This is a genomic window from Halolactibacillus miurensis (assembly GCF_900116255.1).
GTDB classification, from domain to species: Bacteria; Bacillota; Bacilli; order Bacillales; family Amphibacillaceae; genus Halolactibacillus; species Halolactibacillus miurensis.
Window position 1 is genome coordinate 39252 of the sequence record NZ_FPAI01000019.1, and the last position, 18665, is coordinate 57916.

The following is an 18665-nucleotide window of genomic DNA, read 5'->3' on the forward strand; positions in this document are numbered from 1 at the left end:
TTTGGTCAATTAATTATTATTTATAATTAATTTATGCTATAATCTAGAAATAGCACGATTAAAGGGGCGGACACGATGTCTTTAACAAAAAAACAACAACTCATACGCGCAACGATATTAGAAAAGATTTATGCTGAGCGACCGATATCTCGAATAGATATCGCTAAAGATACTGGCATCACTCCAGCAACAGTCAGTACAATAACAGCTGATCTATTAGAAGAAGAAAGCATTGTAGAAACAGGACAAATGAATAATCAACCAACAGCTGGAAGAAAAAAGATTCTATTAGATATTCCTAAAGAACGTTTTTATTTTGTTGGATCAGAAATATCAGAATCTCGATTTAGTTTTGTGCTAACGGATAATACAGGTGACGTTATAACAAGAGAAAAACACTATCCTTCTGATCAGTTATCTATGCACTCCGTGACTGATTACATTCAGACATTAAAGGCGTTCTTATCTCCATTTAATCAACAAGTCAGAGCCATAGGTGTTAGTTTACCTGGACATTATAATCAACAAAAGCCGGATGAGATCCTCACGAATAATAAGCGCTGGGAACACTTTAATTTAAAGACGTTACAGGCGGCTTTTTCACAACCGATGTATTTTGATAATAATGTAAACGCGATGACTATAGCTAAGAGATTATTTACAACAGACATACAATCAGAAAACTTTATTTATTTCCATGTTGGACATGGCATGCATTATTCTTATATGTTTGAAAATAAGTTATATCGAAAAGATAATTTTTTAATTGGAGAGATGGGACACACGATCGTAAATCCAGAAGGTGAATTATGTGAATGCGGTAAATACGGTTGTCTCCAAACTTACGCGAGTGAAACGTGGTTAATGAGAAAAGCGCGACTCGTTTATGACGCTAACCAAACAACCTTTCTTAGAGAGTTAAGTAATAATAAAGAAGCTTTAACAATGGATGATTTGCTTACGGCGGCTAAGCTCGGTGACCGAACAATGACGACTTTACTGCATCAAGCGATTAAATACTTAGCTGTATCGTTAACAAATTTAAATATGATGATTGATGCAGAAAAAGTATATGTTCATGGGAAATTGTTTAAATATGCACCTTTAATTGACCTACTGCATGAACAATTATCTTTTAAACCTTTACTAAAAGGATTTGAACAACGACAAGACGTTCTGGTAGAACCCTATAACTCTTTTAACGGCGCTGTTGGCGGGGCGGCTATTGCGATAACGTATGATTTAATTGCTTTTCCACATAACTAATCTTCTGAAGAACACTCGAAATAGAGGCGCAAACATAATAGCGTCACATCAAAACTTTCCCTTTGATGTGACGCTATTCATATTGTCTAAGATTTTTTTGATAGACCCAATCTTTTTAATTCCATCTGTTTGCTTTAAATGAACGGGTCACATTTAAAATTCAGCATATGTTTATTGACGCGATTGTCGAAACTCTCCAAATCCAATGAATATGATCCATACATAGGCGAGCGTCTTTGGAATCATCAGCATACCAATGAGCATATGAACGTGCGCCCAAAGGACAACAGGTATGTAAAAACCAAAAGATAAAACGACAGCAAGCGCTATTTTTTTAACGTTTTTATCGTTGTGTCGGACCCCACTTTTATAAAAAAGAACGATGATGATAAGACCCATAATCGCAAAAGGGATATTGCGGTGAATCGCCCATGTGACAGCTGGTTCATGAATAAACCATTGATTTTGCGGAAAGAAGCAAAGAGCAATGCGGATTGTGGCAAGAAGCCACATTGCACTATCCAGTTTTGGAACGTTTGAAATAGCGTAACGTTTTTTCCAAAGCGTATAGAGGATTAAATAAAAAATGGTCATGGTTATTGACGTAACAAACTTGCCAAAACCAAGCGAGACAGCATGATCTTCAAAACCTGTCGTTACTAAGGCAATGATTCTAGGAATCAGATGAAAAGCATCACCTAAACCCAATGTGACAGACATAATGCCAAACCATTTAAAATAGTTGTTGCCATTAGATGTTCTTATCATTGTGAGTCCGATAAGGACGACAGTGGTAAGATACGGGACATGAAAAATTGGTTCCATAATTGCTTGCATAAAAACGCTCCTTTTTGAGGTAAGTGTAGTGATAATCTTAGTATAGAGAAGCCGATTAAAACCTGCTTTAAGCGCATCTTAATTTCATCTTAAATCGGTTAAGGTTCACCATTTAAAATGACTGGCTATGGTATAATGAAAAAAATTGGAGGTCGATGTCATGAATGAAAAAACGTATCGTTCGACCATTCTCATCATAGATGACGAACAAGACATTGCCGATTTGCTTAAAACAGTGCTAACGCGTGAGGGGTTTAGTCATATTCATACTGCTCATACCGCAAAAGATGGACTAGAAAGTTTTAAGAGCATCATGCCTGACTTGGTGCTACTAGATATCATGTTGCCTGATGGCAACGGCTATGATTTGTTTTCAAAACTGCAAGCAATCAAACCCGTATCTATTTTATTTATTTCCGCAAAAGACGAGGAAATGGATCGTCTACTTGGATTTGCTATGGGGGCAGACGATTACATCACCAAACCTTTCAGCGCAAAAGAAGTCGCCTTTCGGGTGAAAGCTCGGTTGAGGGTCACACCTAATGAAAAAAAAGAAGACCCGCATTCAAACATCACCTTTGGCAACATAACCGTCGATTCTAAAGCGCGAATAGTGTATAAGAATGGCGAAATATTAGATTTTACGGCAAAAGAGCTCACGTTACTCCTTTATCTCGTACAGAATCCCAATCGAATTCTAAGCAAAGAAATGATCTGTGATGCCGTATGGGGCGAAGACTTCATTGGATTTGATAACACCATCTCTGTGCATATGAGAAAATTGCGACTCAAAATAGAAGAGGAACCTTCTCGTCCTAAATGGATTCAAACGGTGATAGGGCTTGGCTACAAGTTTGTCTTAAGAGGTGGGGATGCATGAGGGTTAGAATTATGATGCATTATGCCGGTTCTTTTTTTATCGCTTGCTTGTTTATCGTCATCATCAATATTTTTTACATGCGGAGCTATGTCTATAAAGAAGCTGATTTATACCACTTTACCCCATCGACAACGCTGACTCAGATTGATCAAGGTATTTTGCATGAAGAAGGACACACGTTTAGCCTCACTCCCGAACTGGCTGAGCATTTAGATCAAACAACTGTAGGTTTACAATTGCTAAATCCTCAGTTTAAAGAAGTGCTTCGTTATAATGTTCCTACAGACACCGCAACTGTGTACAGTCCTAATACCATTATTGAACTTTATGAGAATGATGCTGTTACAACGTTTGTTGAAACGATTTCAATCGTAGAAACGCCCTACACGGCGCTGCTATTTTACCATCCTGATCAAGTTAAGCGAACACTGTACACCTCAGATACAAAAAAAGTTAGCGCAGCTTACAATATGTATTGGCTGTTAGGGATGAATGTCATGGTCTTGTTGATGATCAGTTATATTTATACGTATAGCATAAGCCGACCTATTCATAGAATCACCAACCGAATTGTCCTGCTTTCAGAAGGCGATTATCAAACCAAAGAGCCAGGACGTGGCATTTATGCCGTTGTTGAGAAGGCAATGAATCAGCTGAGCATACAACTCGCTGCGTCTAGAAAAGCAAGTGAAGAAGCTGATGCCATGCGTGAGGAATGGATTTCAAACCTGTCTCATGATATCAAGACGCCGTTAACATCTATGATGGGGTACGGAGAACTGTTAGGTGAAGCTTGTGATGACATGAGCGAAGAAGAACGGCAACATTATAAAGAAGTGATAGTAAAAAAAGGCACGTATATTGAAACATTGCTTGCAGACTTAAATTTAACGACGCGCTTGAAACACTCTGATCATTTTTTGCAGTGCGAACCCGTTAATCTTATACAGGAGATTAAGCGTGATTTAATTGACGTACTCAACAGTCCGCGTCTTTTAAACCAAGACCATACAGTGGCCTTTACACACACGCATGATGTCGTCTCAGTTAAACTAGATAAGTCACTATTTAAACGCGCGTTGCTCAATTTAGTTTACAATAGTTTTGTACACAATGAAGCGCCTGTTTCGGTGAATGTCCATGTGGACAGTCGTGATGAGCATTGGGTAACCATTCATATTGATGACAATGGCGTAGGGGTAAGTGATCAGGAACTAGACCATATATTCACACGCTATTACAGAGGAACACATACACAGGCCAAAAGTGAGGGCAGTGGACTGGGAATGGCCATTGCAAAAGACATTGTGGAGGCTCATGAAGGGCGTATAAAAGCAGAAAAAAGTCCGCTTGGCGGACTAAAAATAACCATTCATTTAAGGAGGATACCATCCAATGAAACATTATCTTAATGCCGCTATCGTTTATACTATTTTAGGACTCACATCAGGTGTTTTTTATCGTGAGTTTACTAAGTTATCGGGCTATACAGAAAGTACTCGCCTATCTTTAATCCATGGGCATTATATCAGCTTAGGTCTATTTTTCTTCTTGTTTCTATTGATTCTAGAAAAGCAATTCGCTTGGTCACGTTTTCCAAAGACCAAAGGCCTTGTGATTGGTTATCACATAGGACTGAACATTAGTATTATCGGATTTTTGATCCGTGGTGTAACCGAGGTACTGGGCACGACTATGTCAAGTGCACTAAACGCGTCGATTTCTGGCATATCAGGCATCGGGCACATCGTGTTAGCAGTGACGCTCATCATGATCCTATTCCGAGTGAAAAAAGCGCTATAACCTTTAACTTTCGCTAACATGACTAAATCACGTCCCAAGTAACTATCGCTTACTTGGGACTTTTTCTTGTCTTCATGATTAAGTCTTTGAAACTCCGAAAAGTGAATCGTCATAACGTGCTGTGCACTTAGAGGCTTCGGGTCTTCTCTTTACTCACTAGCGGTACTTTCGACATTTTCAAAGCGACAAGTGAGGCAATGATAACTTTTAAGATATCACCTGGTAAATAAACCACGCTTAATACAAGCGCCTCAAATAGTGATATCTCCATCATAAAGGCTTGTACCGGGATACCGAAAAGGTACACGCCCAATACGCCACCAATAAAGTTAGCCATAAAAAACTTGAAAAACGAAGGGCCTTTAAACCGTTCAACGATCAGGCCGATAAAGTAACTACCAAACAGATAGCCAATGAGATAACCCGAAGATGGAACAACAAACACCCCTAATCCACCACGCCCTCCCGCAAGAAGTGGCAGCCCAATAGCGACGAGAAGTAAGAATACAACGAGACTCATACCTGCATATTTACTCCCAAGGTGATACCCTAAAATACTACCAGACAGCATAACTCCAAGTGTTTGCAGTGTCATCGGAACAGGTGAAAAAGCAAGAGGAATCGGCGGAAGTAAACCGAGCACGCCCATCACAGCAACAAAGATCGATATGTACATCAATTTTTTTAAATTCATTGTTAACCTCCGTTATTAATTAGTTAACGATAGTATAGCGGACATCCATTGATTTGTAAACCTAAAAAATAACACCAGCTCCTTATACGTAAGAATAACTGGTGTTAATATATGTTTGTTACCATTATTTAAATTGTAAAAGTAAAGATTCAATGGCTTGTCTTTTGTTTTCAAAGCCGATAAAAGTCTTTTCGACTTTTTGCTTACCCAAAAGATTCCGCTTTAAGAAGATAAACGCTGGGACAATCTTTGAGCCGGTCAGGCTAACCAATTCAGCTTCAACCGTTGGATTGTCTTCAACATTTTTATGCTCATAAACGATGCGTTGATCATTGAGATAAGCTTTCGCTTGTTGACAGTCCCCGCACAGAGGACGGGTGTAGAGAACGAGTTTATCTGCTTTACTCATCGTTACACCGCCTTTGTGCGGGTTGGTTTAAACCGTTTCAGTCTTAACGCATTGACTAAAACAGAGACTGAACTAAAACTCATCGCGGCCCCTGCGAGCATCGGGTTAAGCAAAGGGCCACCAAAGATGTGAAGGAGTCCCATCGCTATCGGAATACCAATCACGTTATAGGCAAAAGCCCAGAAAAGATTTTGTTTAATATTTCTAATCGTCGCATGACTCAGTTCAAGTGCCGTCGGCACGTCCATTAAGTCACTACGCATCAAGACAATATCCGCTGACTCCATCGCGACATCCGTACCAGAACCAATCGCAAGACCAATATCAGACTGGGCAAGTGCCGGCGCATCATTAATGCCATCACCAACCATCCCGACCTTCTTGCCTTCGGCTTGCAGTTTTTTTACTTCATTAGCTTTGTCCTCAGGTAAGACTTCACTTAGCACCCGGTCAATGCCAACACTTTTAGCAATTGCTTCGGCGGTGCGTAAATTATCCCCGGTGATCATCACGACTTCAATACCCATCTGGTGGAGTTTTTCAATCGCTTGTTTACTATGTTGCTTCACCGTATCTGCCACCGCAATAATACCGGCCATTTCACCATCAATCGCAATATACATCGGTGTCTTACCTTCACCTGCTAGGCGATCGGAAGCTTCTTCGACAGCTGTTAATGATATGCCGCGCTCTGTCATGAGCTTTTTGTTCCCTGCTAGTAATGTACGCTGATTAATCGAGACGTCAATACCACGACCTGGTATCGCTTCAAATTGATCCACTGTTAAAAACGTCAGCTGTCTATCTTCTGCGGCACGCACAATAGCTTCACCAAGTGGGTGTTCTGAGCCCTTCTCACTTGACGCTGTTAGTTGTAACAGTTCTTCTTCTGCCGTACTATTTACCGTTAAAATATCGGTGACGACAGGCTTACCTTCTGTGATGGTACCTGTTTTATCAAAGACGAGTGTGTCGAGTTTATGCGTTGTTTCAAGTGCGACACCACTCTTAATGAGCACACCATTTTCTGCGCCTTTACCCGTACCTACCATAATCGCCGTTGGTGTTGCGAGGCCTAGCGCACATGGACAAGCGATGACTAAGACAGAAATCGCAATCGTTAAACTAAATAGTCCTGTCTCACCGGCAATAAACCAACTTAGGCCTGAGAGAATACTAATCACAATCACAATTGGCACAAAGTATCCTGAAATAATGTCAGCCAGCTTTGCAATCGGTGCTTTTGACCCTTGCGCATCTTCCACAAGCTTAATGATTTGTGATAAGGCGGTATCTTCACCGACTTTTGTTGCCTCATATTGTATCGTGCCGTTTTTGTTCATACTCGCACCAATCACAGGATCTCCCGCTGTTTTTTCAACCGGAATACTTTCACCTGTTAGCATCGCTTCATCAATCGATGTTTTTCCTTCAGTGACAATCCCGTCAACCGGTAACTTTTCACCTGGTTTAACAATAATCGTATCTCCTACTCGAACGGATTCAATCGGAATTTTCATTTCTTCGCCATCACGTGTCACTCTAGCCGTTTTCGGCTGGAGACCCATCAACTTTTCAATGGCTTCAGATGTCTTTCCTTTGGAACGTGCTTCAAGATATTTACCTAACGTAATGAGCGTTAAAATGACCGCTGCTGATTCATAGTAAAGGTCCATCGCATAGTGACTCTCACCTAATGCGACCGCAACAGTTGCTCCTAAACTATAAAGAAAGGCTGCACTTGTCCCAAGTGCCACTAAAGAATCCATATTGGGATGGCGTTTCACGAGCGTTTTAAACCCAACATGGAAGAATGGCCAGCCGAGTACCATAACAGGTATGGTTAAGATAAGTTGCAGAAATGAAAAGATAACCGGATGCATCATTGGGTCAATAATGGATGGTAACGGTAAACCGACCATATGGCCCATCGATACATATAACAGTGGCACGGTAAAAATAGTTGAATAAAAGAACCGCTGCCACATCCGTGTCATTTCGGCTTGTTTTTTTACTTTTGTATCTTCTCGCTCTAAAGCGCCTGAAGCTACTTTGGCATCATAACCCGCTTCTTGGACTGTCTTGATAATATCTGCTTCTGTCAGTACTTGTTGATTAAATGCGACGTTAAGCTTTTCGGTCGGAAGATTAACCTGTGCTTTTTCGACACCAGCTAGCTGATTCACCGCTTTTTCAACCGTCTGTGAACAGGACGCACACGTCATCCCACTGACAATAAACGTCGTCTCATCACGTGGTAATTTCAGTTCATAACCAGCATCCTTTACTGTATCAGCTAAATCTTCTAGCGTGACTTTAGCTTCATTATAATGAACGGTTAATTTTTCTGTCGCTAAGTTAACCGACGCCTCACTTACACCATCTAATTGACTGATGACTTTTTCTACTGTTTGCGAACAAGATGCACACGTCATGCCTTCCACTGGTAATGTTTTTTCCATCCTTCTCACCCCTATGTTAAGTGTTAAACAGCATCAGGCAATCTATTCATCTTAGGAACAAGAATAGCCTATACCTCTGACTGTTTACAGTTGTAATCTTTTTTCAATACCTTTAGTTTACAACTGTAATCTTAAACTGTCAAGCGATTGCCTTGTTCTTTCTTGTCCTTCTTTCACTTAAATCGCTTTAGATACTGAACATGCTTAATCGCAAGAATGCCTTGCCAGTATCTTTTAGCGATTAAAAAAGCTTCTTGATCCCTTCCCCACTCCCATGTGATAGGCCATATCCCTTCTTCTGTGATGCTCTCGCTTAAGTAGTCACAATGGGCTTGAATGAGGCTTTCATATTTCGGATAAAGCTCATCTTTTTGGTCTTCAATCACATCCATTGGTAGGCCTTGATAGGTTTTACCAAAAGTCGATGGATCTTTGCTGAAGGCTGATTCTTTCAAATGCGTTACCTTCTCATGTAGCTGTTGTTCTTTAGGTAACTGTCCTTTTAATAACATAAGCAGCTGTTGGTAATTGTTTAACTCGTGAAAATTCATTGTTTCAATAGTCAATAAGTGCTCAATAGCACCTGTGAGGATTTGGTCAACAATTATGTCACTGCGCTCATCAGCGGACCATAGCTTTAGATAAGCTGCCAATTCAACGGTCGGATTATACCCCCAGTTCGCCTGAACACCGTCTTCATAATGCCAATGCATCGCATGTGGATACTGATTCATATCAGGTACCACTGTTTGATACAGACCTGTTTTTTCATCAAATGTATTGATCAAATATTGAACGACCGCTTCAACAACCGGATCTTCTTTTGGTAAGTTTAATTCGTTGATAATACGACACGCCGACCATGTTTGAATCGCCGAAGAGTACGGCATCGTATAATCAGGCTCTAAGCCATGTCCAAATCCACCATCATCATTTTGATAAGCTTGTAAACAGTCTCTCACCGATTCTCTTTCCCCACCTTCAAAGAGATACTTCCACCGTGCATACTCTAAGGGTCTGGCGTGTCGTTTCATCCACTGGCTTGTTTTTAATACATCCATTCTATCATCTCCTTATTATTTCACCATTCATCACGGTTATTCTTTTCTTACTGTTTAATTTTAGGTGAAAAAAAACCGAACAACGCAACATGCTTCATGTCACACCGTTCTGTTTTAAATCAATGTAAATCACGTCCAAAAGTTTGTGAAACGTGTCGCTAGTTGATACTTATCATTAAAAAGATGCCCCACGATAACGGCTAAGAAAAACGACTCCGCTTGAGGTTCTCCTCCGAAAATAGAAGAGATGACGATAAAGAAAATAAACCCTAAAACAACTGTTATGACCATATCTACTACTGGATTCATATTAAGCCTCCTCTGTTGATGACTTTTTTAGTATAGCATAAAGAAAATAATAAAAAGAACCGCCTAACCATAACAAGCATTAGACGGTTCACACCGGGCAGGGTGTTTATACTCAACATTAGAGATTACTGTAAGTGATAGAGCGTTACTAACTTTTATTTTTTTAAAGCGTCCACTTGACTTAATACGCTTTTGGTCAGTGAATCAGAATCATGTAAGTGACTGACCACTTCAAGTGTCTTTTCATAACCGTCTGCTTCAATCATTGCTTGAAGTTTAACCGCCTCTTCATCTTCCTTGTAATCATACAACAAAGCCGCTGCGATAGCTTTCGCTAAATGTGTTGGCTCTTCATGAACTAACTCATAATAAAGACGAGCCGGACGAACGAGACGATCATGTTGCCCTAATTTACGAAGCGGTCCTCGCGCTACACGCGTCACTTCATCTGATAGATACGGATTTAAGAAACGCCCTAAAATTTTATCAATATATTTCTCATGTTCTGCTTCAGAGAAATCAAATTTAGAAGTAATCACTTGACCTGATTCTTTGAGTGCACCTTTTACTAAAGCTAATACAGCTTCATCTTCTAATGTTTCTTTAATAGTGTGATAACCGAAGTGATAGCCAAAATAAGCGGTGACGGCATGACCGGTATTAACCGTAAATAGTTTGCGTTCAATAAAGGGATCAAGTGATGGGACACGTGTCATCCCATTAATGTCAGGCAAGTCTCCCACCATCATCGATTGATCGACAACCCATTCAGAGTACGGTTCTACTGAGACGGTTAAGATATCTTCGTGTGATTGATTAGGCACAATTCTGTCAACGGCTGCATTAGGGAAACCTACATGCGTCAGTAATACATTCGCGGCCTCAGTTGTCACTTTTTTCATCACTTCGTCTTTTAATAATGCACTACCACCAATCATGTTCTCACAAGCAATGACATTTAAAGGAGCATTAGCTGTTTCTAATCGCTTCGTTAAACCTTTTGCGAGAAGATCCGCAATGATTGGTAAAATAGATGCCCCCACTGCTGTTGTAATAATATCGGCTTCTACGATGACTTCTATAACAGCTTCCGGTTCTTTCATACTGTTGATTCCCGAGATATTTGACACAGGAATTTTTTCTTGTGATTCATCAGCTAGTAAGACGTTGTACTGTTGTTTATCGTTAATTGCATCAATCACTTGTTCATTTACATCAACAAAACTGACATGATAACCCGCTTGTGATAGAAGTAAGCCAATAAATCCGCGACCAATGTTACCAGCACCAAAATGGACAGCTTTCATTTAATTCACCTCTCCGAAAATATCAATAATTTCCTGTTTACTCTGCGCATGAATGATTCTTTCAATGTTTTCATCTTCTGAACACACAATCGCGATCTTAGATAAAATTTCTAAGTGTTCATTTCCCTTGGCCGCAATACCAATTAAGATATTTACATCATTACCATCGAACGAGACACTATCTTTTGTGATCACAATAGATAAGCCTGTGTCTTCTACTGATTCTTTCGCATCTTCTGTTCCGTGAGGAATGGCAACTTTGTTGCCGATATAAGTTGTTGATACTTTATCGCGTTCAATCATCTTGTCAATATACGCTGCCTCAATATAGCCATTATCTAATAAGACTTTCCCCGCATAACGAATCGCTTCTTCTTTTGTGTTTAAACTTACACCAATTTCAATGTTGGCTGTTGTTAAAATTTCTTTTTCCATGTGAATCACTCCATTTTCTTATTTTTTGTATTTATGATAGTTTGTCATTAATAAAACTGTTTAGTTCTTGCGATAAATAGCGTTTGAGCCCCTGCTCATCTAGTATTTCGAATGCTCGACTACTCGCTTCATCTCGAATAATCAATGTACTTAAGAAGCTCAACACTTCTAAGACATGATCACTGACCTCAATGGGTGAGAGCATCATCACTAGACGCGTGACGGTCATCTCTTCTTGATTCATTGATGTGAGTGTTAACGGGTGTCTCAAGTCATATAGTTGAAACAATGGTTTTTGAATACTCGCTAACCGGGTATGATAAAGGGCAAGTGACGTGCCTGGTATGCCAAGTCCTCCATGCTTTTCCCTTTCCAGTAACGCGTGCGTCAGCGCCGCGTCATCATGAATCAGTTGCTCCATCTTTAGTCGCTGACTAATCCTACTTAGTATCGCTTTTTTATCCGTGACTTCAATCTTTCCAATATAAAACGTACCTAATATGTTCAAGATAATATTTGAATACAGCTGCATTTTCTCTAGACGATCAAGACTAAACGCGTCATCTTTTTTCGGTTCAATATAATTCCGCTTCAACAAATCTTGCCTTAACTGTTTCCCTTTGATTAAGACATTGATTTTTTCAATATCCTCTTCAGTTAAAATCGTCGAAATCAACGTATACTTTTCTACATAATCTTTTAACGGGATGGTTGATAAAATCAAGTCATAGTCTGCTAAATCTCTTGATTCTAATTCAAATAACGACGCTTGATCAATGCGACTAATGCCACTTATTTTATTTGTCAATTGGGATGACACCATTTTCGATGTCCCAAGGCCACTCGAACAAATCACGAGAACACTTAAGTGCTGCGGTGAAGCTCGTTCAATTGTTGCGGCGGCGAAATGTAAAACAAGATAGGCGATCTCTTCGTCCGGGAAATCCGCATCGAAAATCGCAGCACAGCTGTCTTTAATCGCTTCAAATATATCTGGATAATCCCGTTTAATATCATCCTTTAATGGATTTCCGATATACATCCCTTTTTGAATCCGGTACAATGTTGGTTTCAAGTGCGTTAAAAGATCTTTTAATAAACGGTCTTCGCTGACAAATGTCGCATTTATTTTTTCTCCTACCGCTACGATTAGTTGTTTTGTTAAATACAACACATTGACAGCGGACTCTTCAATAATAATGCCTTTATCAGAACGAAGTTTCGCCCCTAATAAATGCATCGTGATATAGCCGATTTCATCTTTTGGTATCTCTAGTTCAAAAGCTTCACTTAAGCTCAAGATGATTTTTTCTGCAACAGCGTATTCTTTAGACCGTTTAAGTTCTTCTAAATAAGCATGATCAAAATAAATTTGTTCACCCTTTTGAAGGCGTTCAATCGCCAGGGCTAAGTGAACCACTAAGCCAATATAAGAACTATCCGCGAATTCATAAGGTAAATCACTTTTAATATAATTGATACTTTTTTCAATCGTGATCAGTTTCGATTGATCCACAAGACCTAACAAGCGTTCAGATACCGTATCAATCGTTGACGATTGTGTTTTCATCTTGCTTTTAATATGGGTGAGAAAATCAAGTTCATCAACATATTTAAAGATAAGATAACTCAATGTGGCACGTTTATCTGACTCTTTTCCAATCAATTCAACCCCGTAGCCTCTTTTTCTTACGAGTTCCAGATTATGTTCCGTTAACACGTCTTCGACTTTGTCTAAATCATTACTAACGGTTGCGACGGTTACATTCAATTCGTTCGCCAGAACGATTAATTTTGTCGATCCATTCGTTTCGAGTAACGTCGTTAAAATAATTGCTTGTCGCTCCTCTGGTGTATAATCCGTAAAGGCGACTTGAGTAAGGGCTAAATCCAACTTAGCTTTCGCTTCTTTTGCTCCAGTAATATGAATGCCTACGCCTGATTTTTTATCTAGCGCTAAGTCATAACTCGTCAAAATGTCTTCGACAATTTTTAAATCTCGGTGAATCGTACGTGTACTAACATCTAACGTTTGCGCCATCGATTCAACCGTTAAACCGTCTGGATGTGCTAATAACTCTTCTAGTATTCTTCTTTCTCTGCCTGATATATACACCGTGTACCTCCTCACCTCAAGTCATTGTTTGCTTTTAGTCTTACCTTACTTTTATGATAAGACAGAAATAAAGCGATTACAATGTATTGAAGTTTCAATTTTGTCGCGCGACAAGATGACAAGATTTAATAAGTTTTGTCACAAACGTGATGAAGACTTACCTTTATAAACATATTTTGTGACAAAGTTTAAATGTTTCTACCGACCGCCTACATATATACGCTACTTCCTTATTCCCCTCAAACGTCAAAAGAAACCTTACCTTCTGGCGCTATCAGTATCTTGATACTTTAGCTTTATCACCAGAAGGTAAGGTTGAACGTGTTATCTATTTAGAAAGCTGATCAATTAATTCTTGATATTTCGGACTGTTTAGGAAGTTTTCAACCGATACATGAATCGCATCTGGTCGTTTATTCTTCGCACGATCCGTTAGATCTTTATGTGTAATGATTAAATCAGCATCTTCCGGTAATTGGTTGATGGCTGTATTCGTTACTTCGACATCGACATTCGCTTTTTTGAATTTATCTCTTAATAGAGACGCTCCCATAGCGCTTGATCCCATCCCAGCATCACACGCAAAGACAATCTTTTGTACATTGTTTTGGTTAATTTCTTTTGAAGCAGATGGTGTAAATGAGTCAGATACACTACTCTTTTTACCTTTCATTGCTTGCATTTGTTCTGCCGCACCTGAAAGATCACCGTCATCTTCACTCTTATCACGCTTCAAGATAACTGACGCAACTAAGAACGATACCGCTGTAGCAACAAGCACACCGGCAAGAACGCCAATATAGTTACCACGTGGTGTCATTGTAAGTAAGGCAATGATACTACCTGGTGATGGAGAAGCAACCAGACCTGCATCAAGTAATGAGAAGGTGAATACACCACTCATACCACCGGCGATCGCTGCAATAATTAAGCTTGGCTTCATTAACACATACGGGAAGTAAATTTCATGAATACCACCGACAAAGTGAATCAACATCGCACCATATGAAGAAGATTTAGATGCCCCTTTACCAAATACCGCAAAGGCTAACAGAATACCTAAACCTGGTCCAGGGTTTGTTTCAATTAAGAAGAGAATAGACTTACCTGCTTCAAGTGCTGCTTCTGTACCAAGTGGCGTAAACACCCCGTGGTTAATAACGTTATTTAAGAATAAAATCTTAGCTGGTTCTACGAGTAAACTTGCAAGTGGTAATAACCCAGCATCAACAATCGCCTCTACACCTGAACCTAACGCTTCGTTTAAAGCACTGACGATTGGTCCCATACCGACAACACCAACACCAGCTAGAATAGCGGCTAAAATACCCGCTGAGAAATTGTTGTAAAGCATTTCAAATCCGGAACGGATTTTTGGTAAAAATGGTTTGTCAATTGTTTTCAGTAGGAATGCCGCAAGTGGTCCCATAAGCATCGCACCTAAGAACATTGGCGTGCCTCCCGCACCGACAACCACCCCCATTGTAGCAATGGCACCAACGACACCACCACGGGCACCGTACACCATCTTACCACCTGTATAACCAATGAGTAATGGTAACAGATACGTGATCATTGGACTAACGAGTTCGGCCATTGTTTCATTTGGCCACCAGCCATCTGGAATGAAAAAGGCCGTGATTAGCCCCCATGCGATAAATGCTGCAATATTCGGCATAATCATGCCGCTTAAATAACTACCGAACTGTTGAATCTTTGCTCTTGCTCCCTTTTTAGCCATAATAAAATTCCCCTTTCAAATTATAAAAGTAATAGTAAGTACACCTTAATAATAAAGCGTTTACATAGGGATATACAAGACATTGTAAACGCATATTTGTCACTCTAATTGTTGACAAGATTAAAATAACCGATATGACAACTGCGAATAATGTCTTGTAACACATGAAGTATAAGGGTTTTGACGCTGACATGTTTTCAAGTACCTCCCCTGACTTATGTCGTTTTGTCACTTGTTCTGATCCAAACGTAGCGTCCTTTTCACTCACGTCATGGGGGGCTATCATGGATTATCACAGACAATTGCGCAGTAAAAAAGTTGATGGGAGGTTTTATCCTTCCATCAACTTTTTTCTTTGAATATATTCATTAACACAAAGTTTTACTCATCCAACAGCATAATCGCTTCCGCATAATCATCTTGACTCGGCTGATATTCTTTCTCTTTTTGAGGGAAACGTTGATCAAATTGATCCACTTCCTCTGATGTAACTTCTAACGCATCAGAAAACACAACATGTCCCTCTATTCCATTTAACGCCTTTTCATATAGTGGCAGAACTAATAAGCCTTGATAATACAGACCATCTGGCATTGACAGGTGATAATGTTCTCCACCTTTAAAGCCATAAGGTTGATAATGATGCGGATAGCCGAGCGTAATAATCGCCCGGTAGCCTAAGGATTGTGCTTCTTTGATTGTTGTTGTGATGAGGACTTTTCCTAACCCTTGGCGTTGATACTTTGGCGAGATAAATACTGGACCAAAACTAATGGTCTCGATCACATGATTGGCTGGTGTGACAATTTGTGACGGTGTATAAAATATCGCCCCTTCAATCTCACCATCAACTTCTATGACAGAGGTCAAGTCACGAATGCTATCTTTATGATGATGAAGTTTATGCACCACCGCATGTTCTTCTGCTCCTGGTATATAAAGATTCCAAAATGCGTCGCGACAGACGGTCTCCACTCGGTCGAAATCTTCAGGTTGTTCTTGTCTAACAGTTACCTTCAAGCGTATCCCCCTCATCATTGTTTTCGTTTTTGTTTTGCGAATTTGCGCGCCTGCTTCATGCCACCGACGTCTTTAAACATGCGTTCCGTTTTCTTTTGTTCAATCGCTTTACTTGTTAAACCGGCATAGTCTGCTTCGTGTTTAAGCTTGACATAACTGTCTAGCCGTCTTTCATCAAGCTCACCTGATTGTATCGCTTGTTGGACGGCACAACCAGGCTCATTTGTATGGGAACAATCCTTAAATTTACACATCTTACTTAACATATCAATATCTTGAAAGGACGTTGCTAGGTCTGCTTGATCAATACCAAGCTCCCGCATACCAGGAGTATCTATCACCACACCACCAAAGATAGTCGGGTAGCTATCACGACTAGTTGTTGTATGACGTCCCTTCGCTTCTTTACCGACCGCTTTCGTTTCTAATCGACGGTCACGAAGCAACATATTGATCAATGTTGTTTTCCCAACACCAGAAGAACCAATGAAAGCAGCGGTTTTACCCGTTGTTAAATACGGGTGAAACTTTTCTCTATTATCTTCCTTACTCGACGTCACAATAACATCGGAATAGAATGACATAGCTTCTACCTCACCGAGAGCCTCTTCGACACGGTTCGATAAATCTGCTTTTGTGAGTACAATCACCGGAGTTGCGCCACTATCCCATCCAACCGTTAAATAGCGTTCAAGCCGGTTTAAATTATAATTTTCATTTAAAGACATCGCGATAAATAAGTAATCAAGGTTACTTGCGATGACTTGTGCTTGATGACTGACACCGACGGCTCGGCGCAGCAACAGACTTTTCCGTGTTAAAATATGATGAATCCTCACAATATCTGATGCCTGACTCTCATGATCGACCATGACAAAGTCACCAACAGCTGGGTATTCGGCGCGGTCAGTCACGGCATAACGAAACTTGCCTGATACTTCTGCCATTCTCTCTCCCATCGCTGTAGCAACTTTATACATACCTTGATACTGGGAAATCACGCGTGCTAAAGCCAAATCTTCATATAAACGTGCTTCCTGCGTAAATTGTTCGGTTAAACCATACATCGTTAATTTATTCATGTTAAGTGATAGCCTCCTCTTATTCACTTCGAGGGAAGGAGGGTGTAAGGATTAGTTTGTTACATCCTCCTTTTCCATCACAATCTCCAAATATACGCTTGTTTGTGTCATATAACATACTCCTTGCTTTATTTTTTTGGAATCAAATATCGTTTGGAATCAGTGTACATGAAAAAAGATTTCAAAGACACTATTGATTATTTTTTAACGCTTATATTTTATTCGAATCAACACAATATTTAACCAGATGCTGATGGGTATAAGTCCAAGCATCACCGGCACAGACGTATCTGTATAGCCAAAGACACGCACTTCCTTATTAATTATAGGTAAAATACCTAGATAAAGGCCAATAATGACGATGTAGACAAGAACAACAGCTAGAAACGTCAGTCGTGAACTTTTCTTTTTACAAATAAATCCAACAACCAACGCCAAGACAAACGATATCAATAGAATGTATTAGGCAATAGACAATTGCGTTAAACGGCAATTAATTTTGTATGCCACTTGCCATCACTATCTACTCATGAATTAATGACTCTTTATAACGAAAACTATCGCCTCTAAACATTAATAAATGTGAATGATGAATGAGTCGATCTATGACAGCTTCCGTTAATACCGGATCACCAAAGACGTGATTCCACTGTCCGAATTGAAGGTTCGTTGTGATGATTAGGCTCTTGTTCTCGTAACACATGGAAATGACTTGAAAGAGTAATTCTGCTCCCTCTTTGTTGAGAGGGATATAGCCTAATTCATCTAAAATAATCGCGTGTTGCTTGTCTAGCTGTTTCATCAACTTCGGTAGCTGCCCTTGTTGGTTTGCTTCTATAAGCTTATTAACTAAGCCTGCCACAGTGAAAAACTTCACCTGGCTGCCATATCTATGTATGGCATTCATGGCAATGAGGGTAGATAAATAAGTTTTACCTGTCCCAACACCTCCATAGAGAATGAGATTCTCTTGTCTCTTAATGAAATCACCCTGAATAATTGAGTCACGATCGATTCCGTGCGGAATCTGAATGTGCTCCCACTGAAAAGGCTGATGGCCAGTTTTAGGCAGTTGCGCTTGCTTCAACAGTAAGTTGATTTTACGCTCTTCACGATGCTCTATTTCCTTTTCAAATAACTTAATTAAGTAATCTTCATTTGACTCGGCTGTCACTTCATGGTGATGTTCCCGAATCCAACTGAGTTTTAAACGTTTCGCGTAGTCTATAATCTGATTATTCAT

18 protein-coding genes are annotated in these 18665 nt (G+C 39.9%); 4 read left to right on the forward strand and 14 right to left on the reverse strand.

Annotation, left to right across the window (positions count from 1 at the left end):
* Nucleotides 1–75 precede the first annotated feature (75 nt).
* Entirely contained in the window at nucleotides 76–1266 is a 1191-nt protein-coding gene (locus tag BM390_RS11190) for an ROK family transcriptional regulator (protein WP_062322064.1), read from the forward strand.
* 171 nt (nucleotides 1267–1437) lie between these two features.
* Here BM390_RS11190 and BM390_RS11195 read toward each other — a convergent pair whose 3' ends face one another.
* Nucleotides 1438–2103: a hypothetical protein gene (locus BM390_RS11195; RefSeq protein ID WP_062322062.1), complete on the reverse strand. Its 666-nt coding sequence runs from the start codon at nucleotides 2101–2103 to the stop codon at nucleotides 1438–1440.
* Nucleotides 2104–2263: 160 nt separating this feature from the next.
* On the opposite strand from BM390_RS11195, the gene BM390_RS11200 reads away from it, so the two are divergent.
* From BM390_RS11200 to BM390_RS11210, 3 genes are read left to right on the forward strand one after another with little or no spacing between them, the layout of a single operon-like run.
* The gene (locus BM390_RS11200) at nucleotides 2264–2983 is read left to right on the forward strand and encodes a response regulator transcription factor (protein ID WP_062322060.1); all 720 of its coding nucleotides are present in this window, start codon (nucleotides 2264–2266) and stop codon (nucleotides 2981–2983) included.
* On the forward strand, nucleotides 2980–4395 hold the full coding sequence (locus BM390_RS11205) for a sensor histidine kinase (protein WP_062322058.1): 1416 nt from the start codon (nucleotides 2980–2982) through the stop codon (nucleotides 4393–4395). Before BM390_RS11200 ends, BM390_RS11205 begins: the two co-directional genes overlap by 4 nt.
* Nucleotides 4379–4786, forward strand: a complete 408-nt coding sequence (locus BM390_RS11210; RefSeq protein ID WP_062322056.1) for a DUF2871 family protein — start codon at nucleotides 4379–4381, stop codon at nucleotides 4784–4786. Before BM390_RS11205 ends, BM390_RS11210 begins: the two co-directional genes overlap by 17 nt.
* Nucleotides 4787–4913: 127 nt before the next feature.
* On the opposite strand, the gene BM390_RS11215 is transcribed toward BM390_RS11210, so the two are convergent.
* The 13 genes from BM390_RS11215 to istB all read right to left on the reverse strand — a co-directional run.
* Nucleotides 4914–5480, reverse strand: a complete 567-nt coding sequence (locus BM390_RS11215; RefSeq protein ID WP_062322053.1) for a biotin transporter BioY — start codon at nucleotides 5478–5480, stop codon at nucleotides 4914–4916.
* 124 nt (nucleotides 5481–5604) lie between these two features.
* Entirely contained in the window at nucleotides 5605–5889 is a 285-nt protein-coding gene (locus BM390_RS11220; RefSeq protein ID WP_082394515.1) for a glutaredoxin family protein, read from the reverse strand.
* A gap of 2 nt (nucleotides 5890–5891) precedes the next feature.
* Nucleotides 5892–8351, reverse strand: coding sequence for a heavy metal translocating P-type ATPase (locus tag BM390_RS11225; RefSeq protein ID WP_062322051.1), 2460 nt, complete (start codon nucleotides 8349–8351; stop codon nucleotides 5892–5894).
* Between the two features lie 173 nt (nucleotides 8352–8524).
* A complete protein-coding gene (locus tag BM390_RS11230; protein ID WP_089854839.1) occupies nucleotides 8525–9412 on the reverse strand; it encodes a hypothetical protein in 888 nt (295 codons plus the stop codon).
* A 129-nt stretch (nucleotides 9413–9541) separates the two neighbouring features.
* Nucleotides 9542–9721, reverse strand: coding sequence for a hypothetical protein (locus tag BM390_RS11235; RefSeq protein ID WP_062322047.1), 180 nt, complete (start codon nucleotides 9719–9721; stop codon nucleotides 9542–9544).
* A 155-nt stretch (nucleotides 9722–9876) separates the two neighbouring features.
* Entirely contained in the window at nucleotides 9877–11028 is a 1152-nt protein-coding gene (locus tag BM390_RS11240; protein ID WP_089854842.1) for a mannitol-1-phosphate 5-dehydrogenase, read from the reverse strand.
* Nucleotides 11029–11463, reverse strand: a complete 435-nt coding sequence (locus BM390_RS11245) for a PTS mannitol transporter subunit IIA (RefSeq protein WP_089854845.1) — start codon at nucleotides 11461–11463, stop codon at nucleotides 11029–11031.
* 31 nt (nucleotides 11464–11494) lie between these two features.
* Nucleotides 11495–13579 carry a BglG family transcription antiterminator gene (locus BM390_RS11250; RefSeq protein ID WP_177220715.1) on the reverse strand — a complete coding sequence of 695 codons (2085 nt, stop codon included), beginning with the start codon at nucleotides 13577–13579 and terminating at the stop codon, nucleotides 11495–11497.
* Nucleotides 13580–13907: 328 nt separating this feature from the next.
* On the reverse strand, nucleotides 13908–15320 hold the full coding sequence (locus BM390_RS11255) for a PTS mannitol transporter subunit IIBC (RefSeq protein ID WP_089854850.1): 1413 nt from the start codon (nucleotides 15318–15320) through the stop codon (nucleotides 13908–13910).
* Between the two features lie 381 nt (nucleotides 15321–15701).
* Entirely contained in the window at nucleotides 15702–16340 is a 639-nt protein-coding gene (locus tag BM390_RS11260; protein ID WP_062322045.1) for a GNAT family N-acetyltransferase, read from the reverse strand.
* A gap of 14 nt (nucleotides 16341–16354) precedes the next feature.
* Nucleotides 16355–17422, reverse strand: coding sequence for a ribosome small subunit-dependent GTPase A (rsgA, locus tag BM390_RS11265; protein ID WP_062322043.1), 1068 nt, complete (start codon nucleotides 17420–17422; stop codon nucleotides 16355–16357).
* A 204-nt stretch (nucleotides 17423–17626) separates the two neighbouring features.
* Nucleotides 17627–17860, reverse strand: coding sequence for a hypothetical protein (locus tag BM390_RS15310; protein WP_143103173.1), 234 nt, complete (start codon nucleotides 17858–17860; stop codon nucleotides 17627–17629).
* A gap of 85 nt (nucleotides 17861–17945) precedes the next feature.
* Nucleotides 17946–18665 (reverse strand): IS21-like element helper ATPase IstB (gene istB, locus BM390_RS11270; protein ID WP_089854854.1); only part of this gene is annotated, 720 nt, incomplete at its 5' end.

Excerpts from the sequence above, each read along its gene's own strand:
- BM390_RS11200 (WP_062322060.1), top strand. The coding sequence starts at position 2,264 with ATGAATGAAAAAACGTATCGTTCGACCATTCTCATCATAGATGACGAA.
- BM390_RS11245 (WP_089854845.1), bottom strand. The coding sequence starts at position 11,463 with ATGGAAAAAGAAATTTTAACAACAGCCAACATTGAAATTGGTGTAAGT.
- BM390_RS11195 (WP_062322062.1), bottom strand. The coding sequence starts at position 2,103 with ATGCAAGCAATTATGGAACCAATTTTTCATGTCCCGTATCTTACCACT.
- BM390_RS11255 (WP_089854850.1), bottom strand. The coding sequence starts at position 15,320 with ATGGCTAAAAAGGGAGCAAGAGCAAAGATTCAACAGTTCGGTAGTTAT.
- BM390_RS11210 (WP_062322056.1), top strand. The coding sequence starts at position 4,379 with ATGAAACATTATCTTAATGCCGCTATCGTTTATACTATTTTAGGACTC.
- BM390_RS11215 (WP_062322053.1), bottom strand. The coding sequence starts at position 5,480 with ATGAATTTAAAAAAATTGATGTACATATCGATCTTTGTTGCTGTGATG.
- BM390_RS11220 (WP_082394515.1), bottom strand. The coding sequence starts at position 5,889 with ATGAGTAAAGCAGATAAACTCGTTCTCTACACCCGTCCTCTGTGCGGG.
- BM390_RS11190 (WP_062322064.1), top strand. The coding sequence starts at position 76 with ATGTCTTTAACAAAAAAACAACAACTCATACGCGCAACGATATTAGAA.
- BM390_RS11205 (WP_062322058.1), top strand. The coding sequence starts at position 2,980 with ATGAGGGTTAGAATTATGATGCATTATGCCGGTTCTTTTTTTATCGCT.
- BM390_RS11240 (WP_089854842.1), bottom strand. The coding sequence starts at position 11,028 with ATGAAAGCTGTCCATTTTGGTGCTGGTAACATTGGTCGCGGATTTATT.
- rsgA (WP_062322043.1), bottom strand. The coding sequence starts at position 17,422 with ATGAATAAATTAACGATGTATGGTTTAACCGAACAATTTACGCAGGAA.
- BM390_RS11230 (WP_089854839.1), bottom strand. The coding sequence starts at position 9,412 with ATGGATGTATTAAAAACAAGCCAGTGGATGAAACGACACGCCAGACCC.
- BM390_RS11225 (WP_062322051.1), bottom strand. The coding sequence starts at position 8,351 with ATGGAAAAAACATTACCAGTGGAAGGCATGACGTGTGCATCTTGTTCG.
- BM390_RS11235 (WP_062322047.1), bottom strand. The coding sequence starts at position 9,721 with ATGAATCCAGTAGTAGATATGGTCATAACAGTTGTTTTAGGGTTTATT.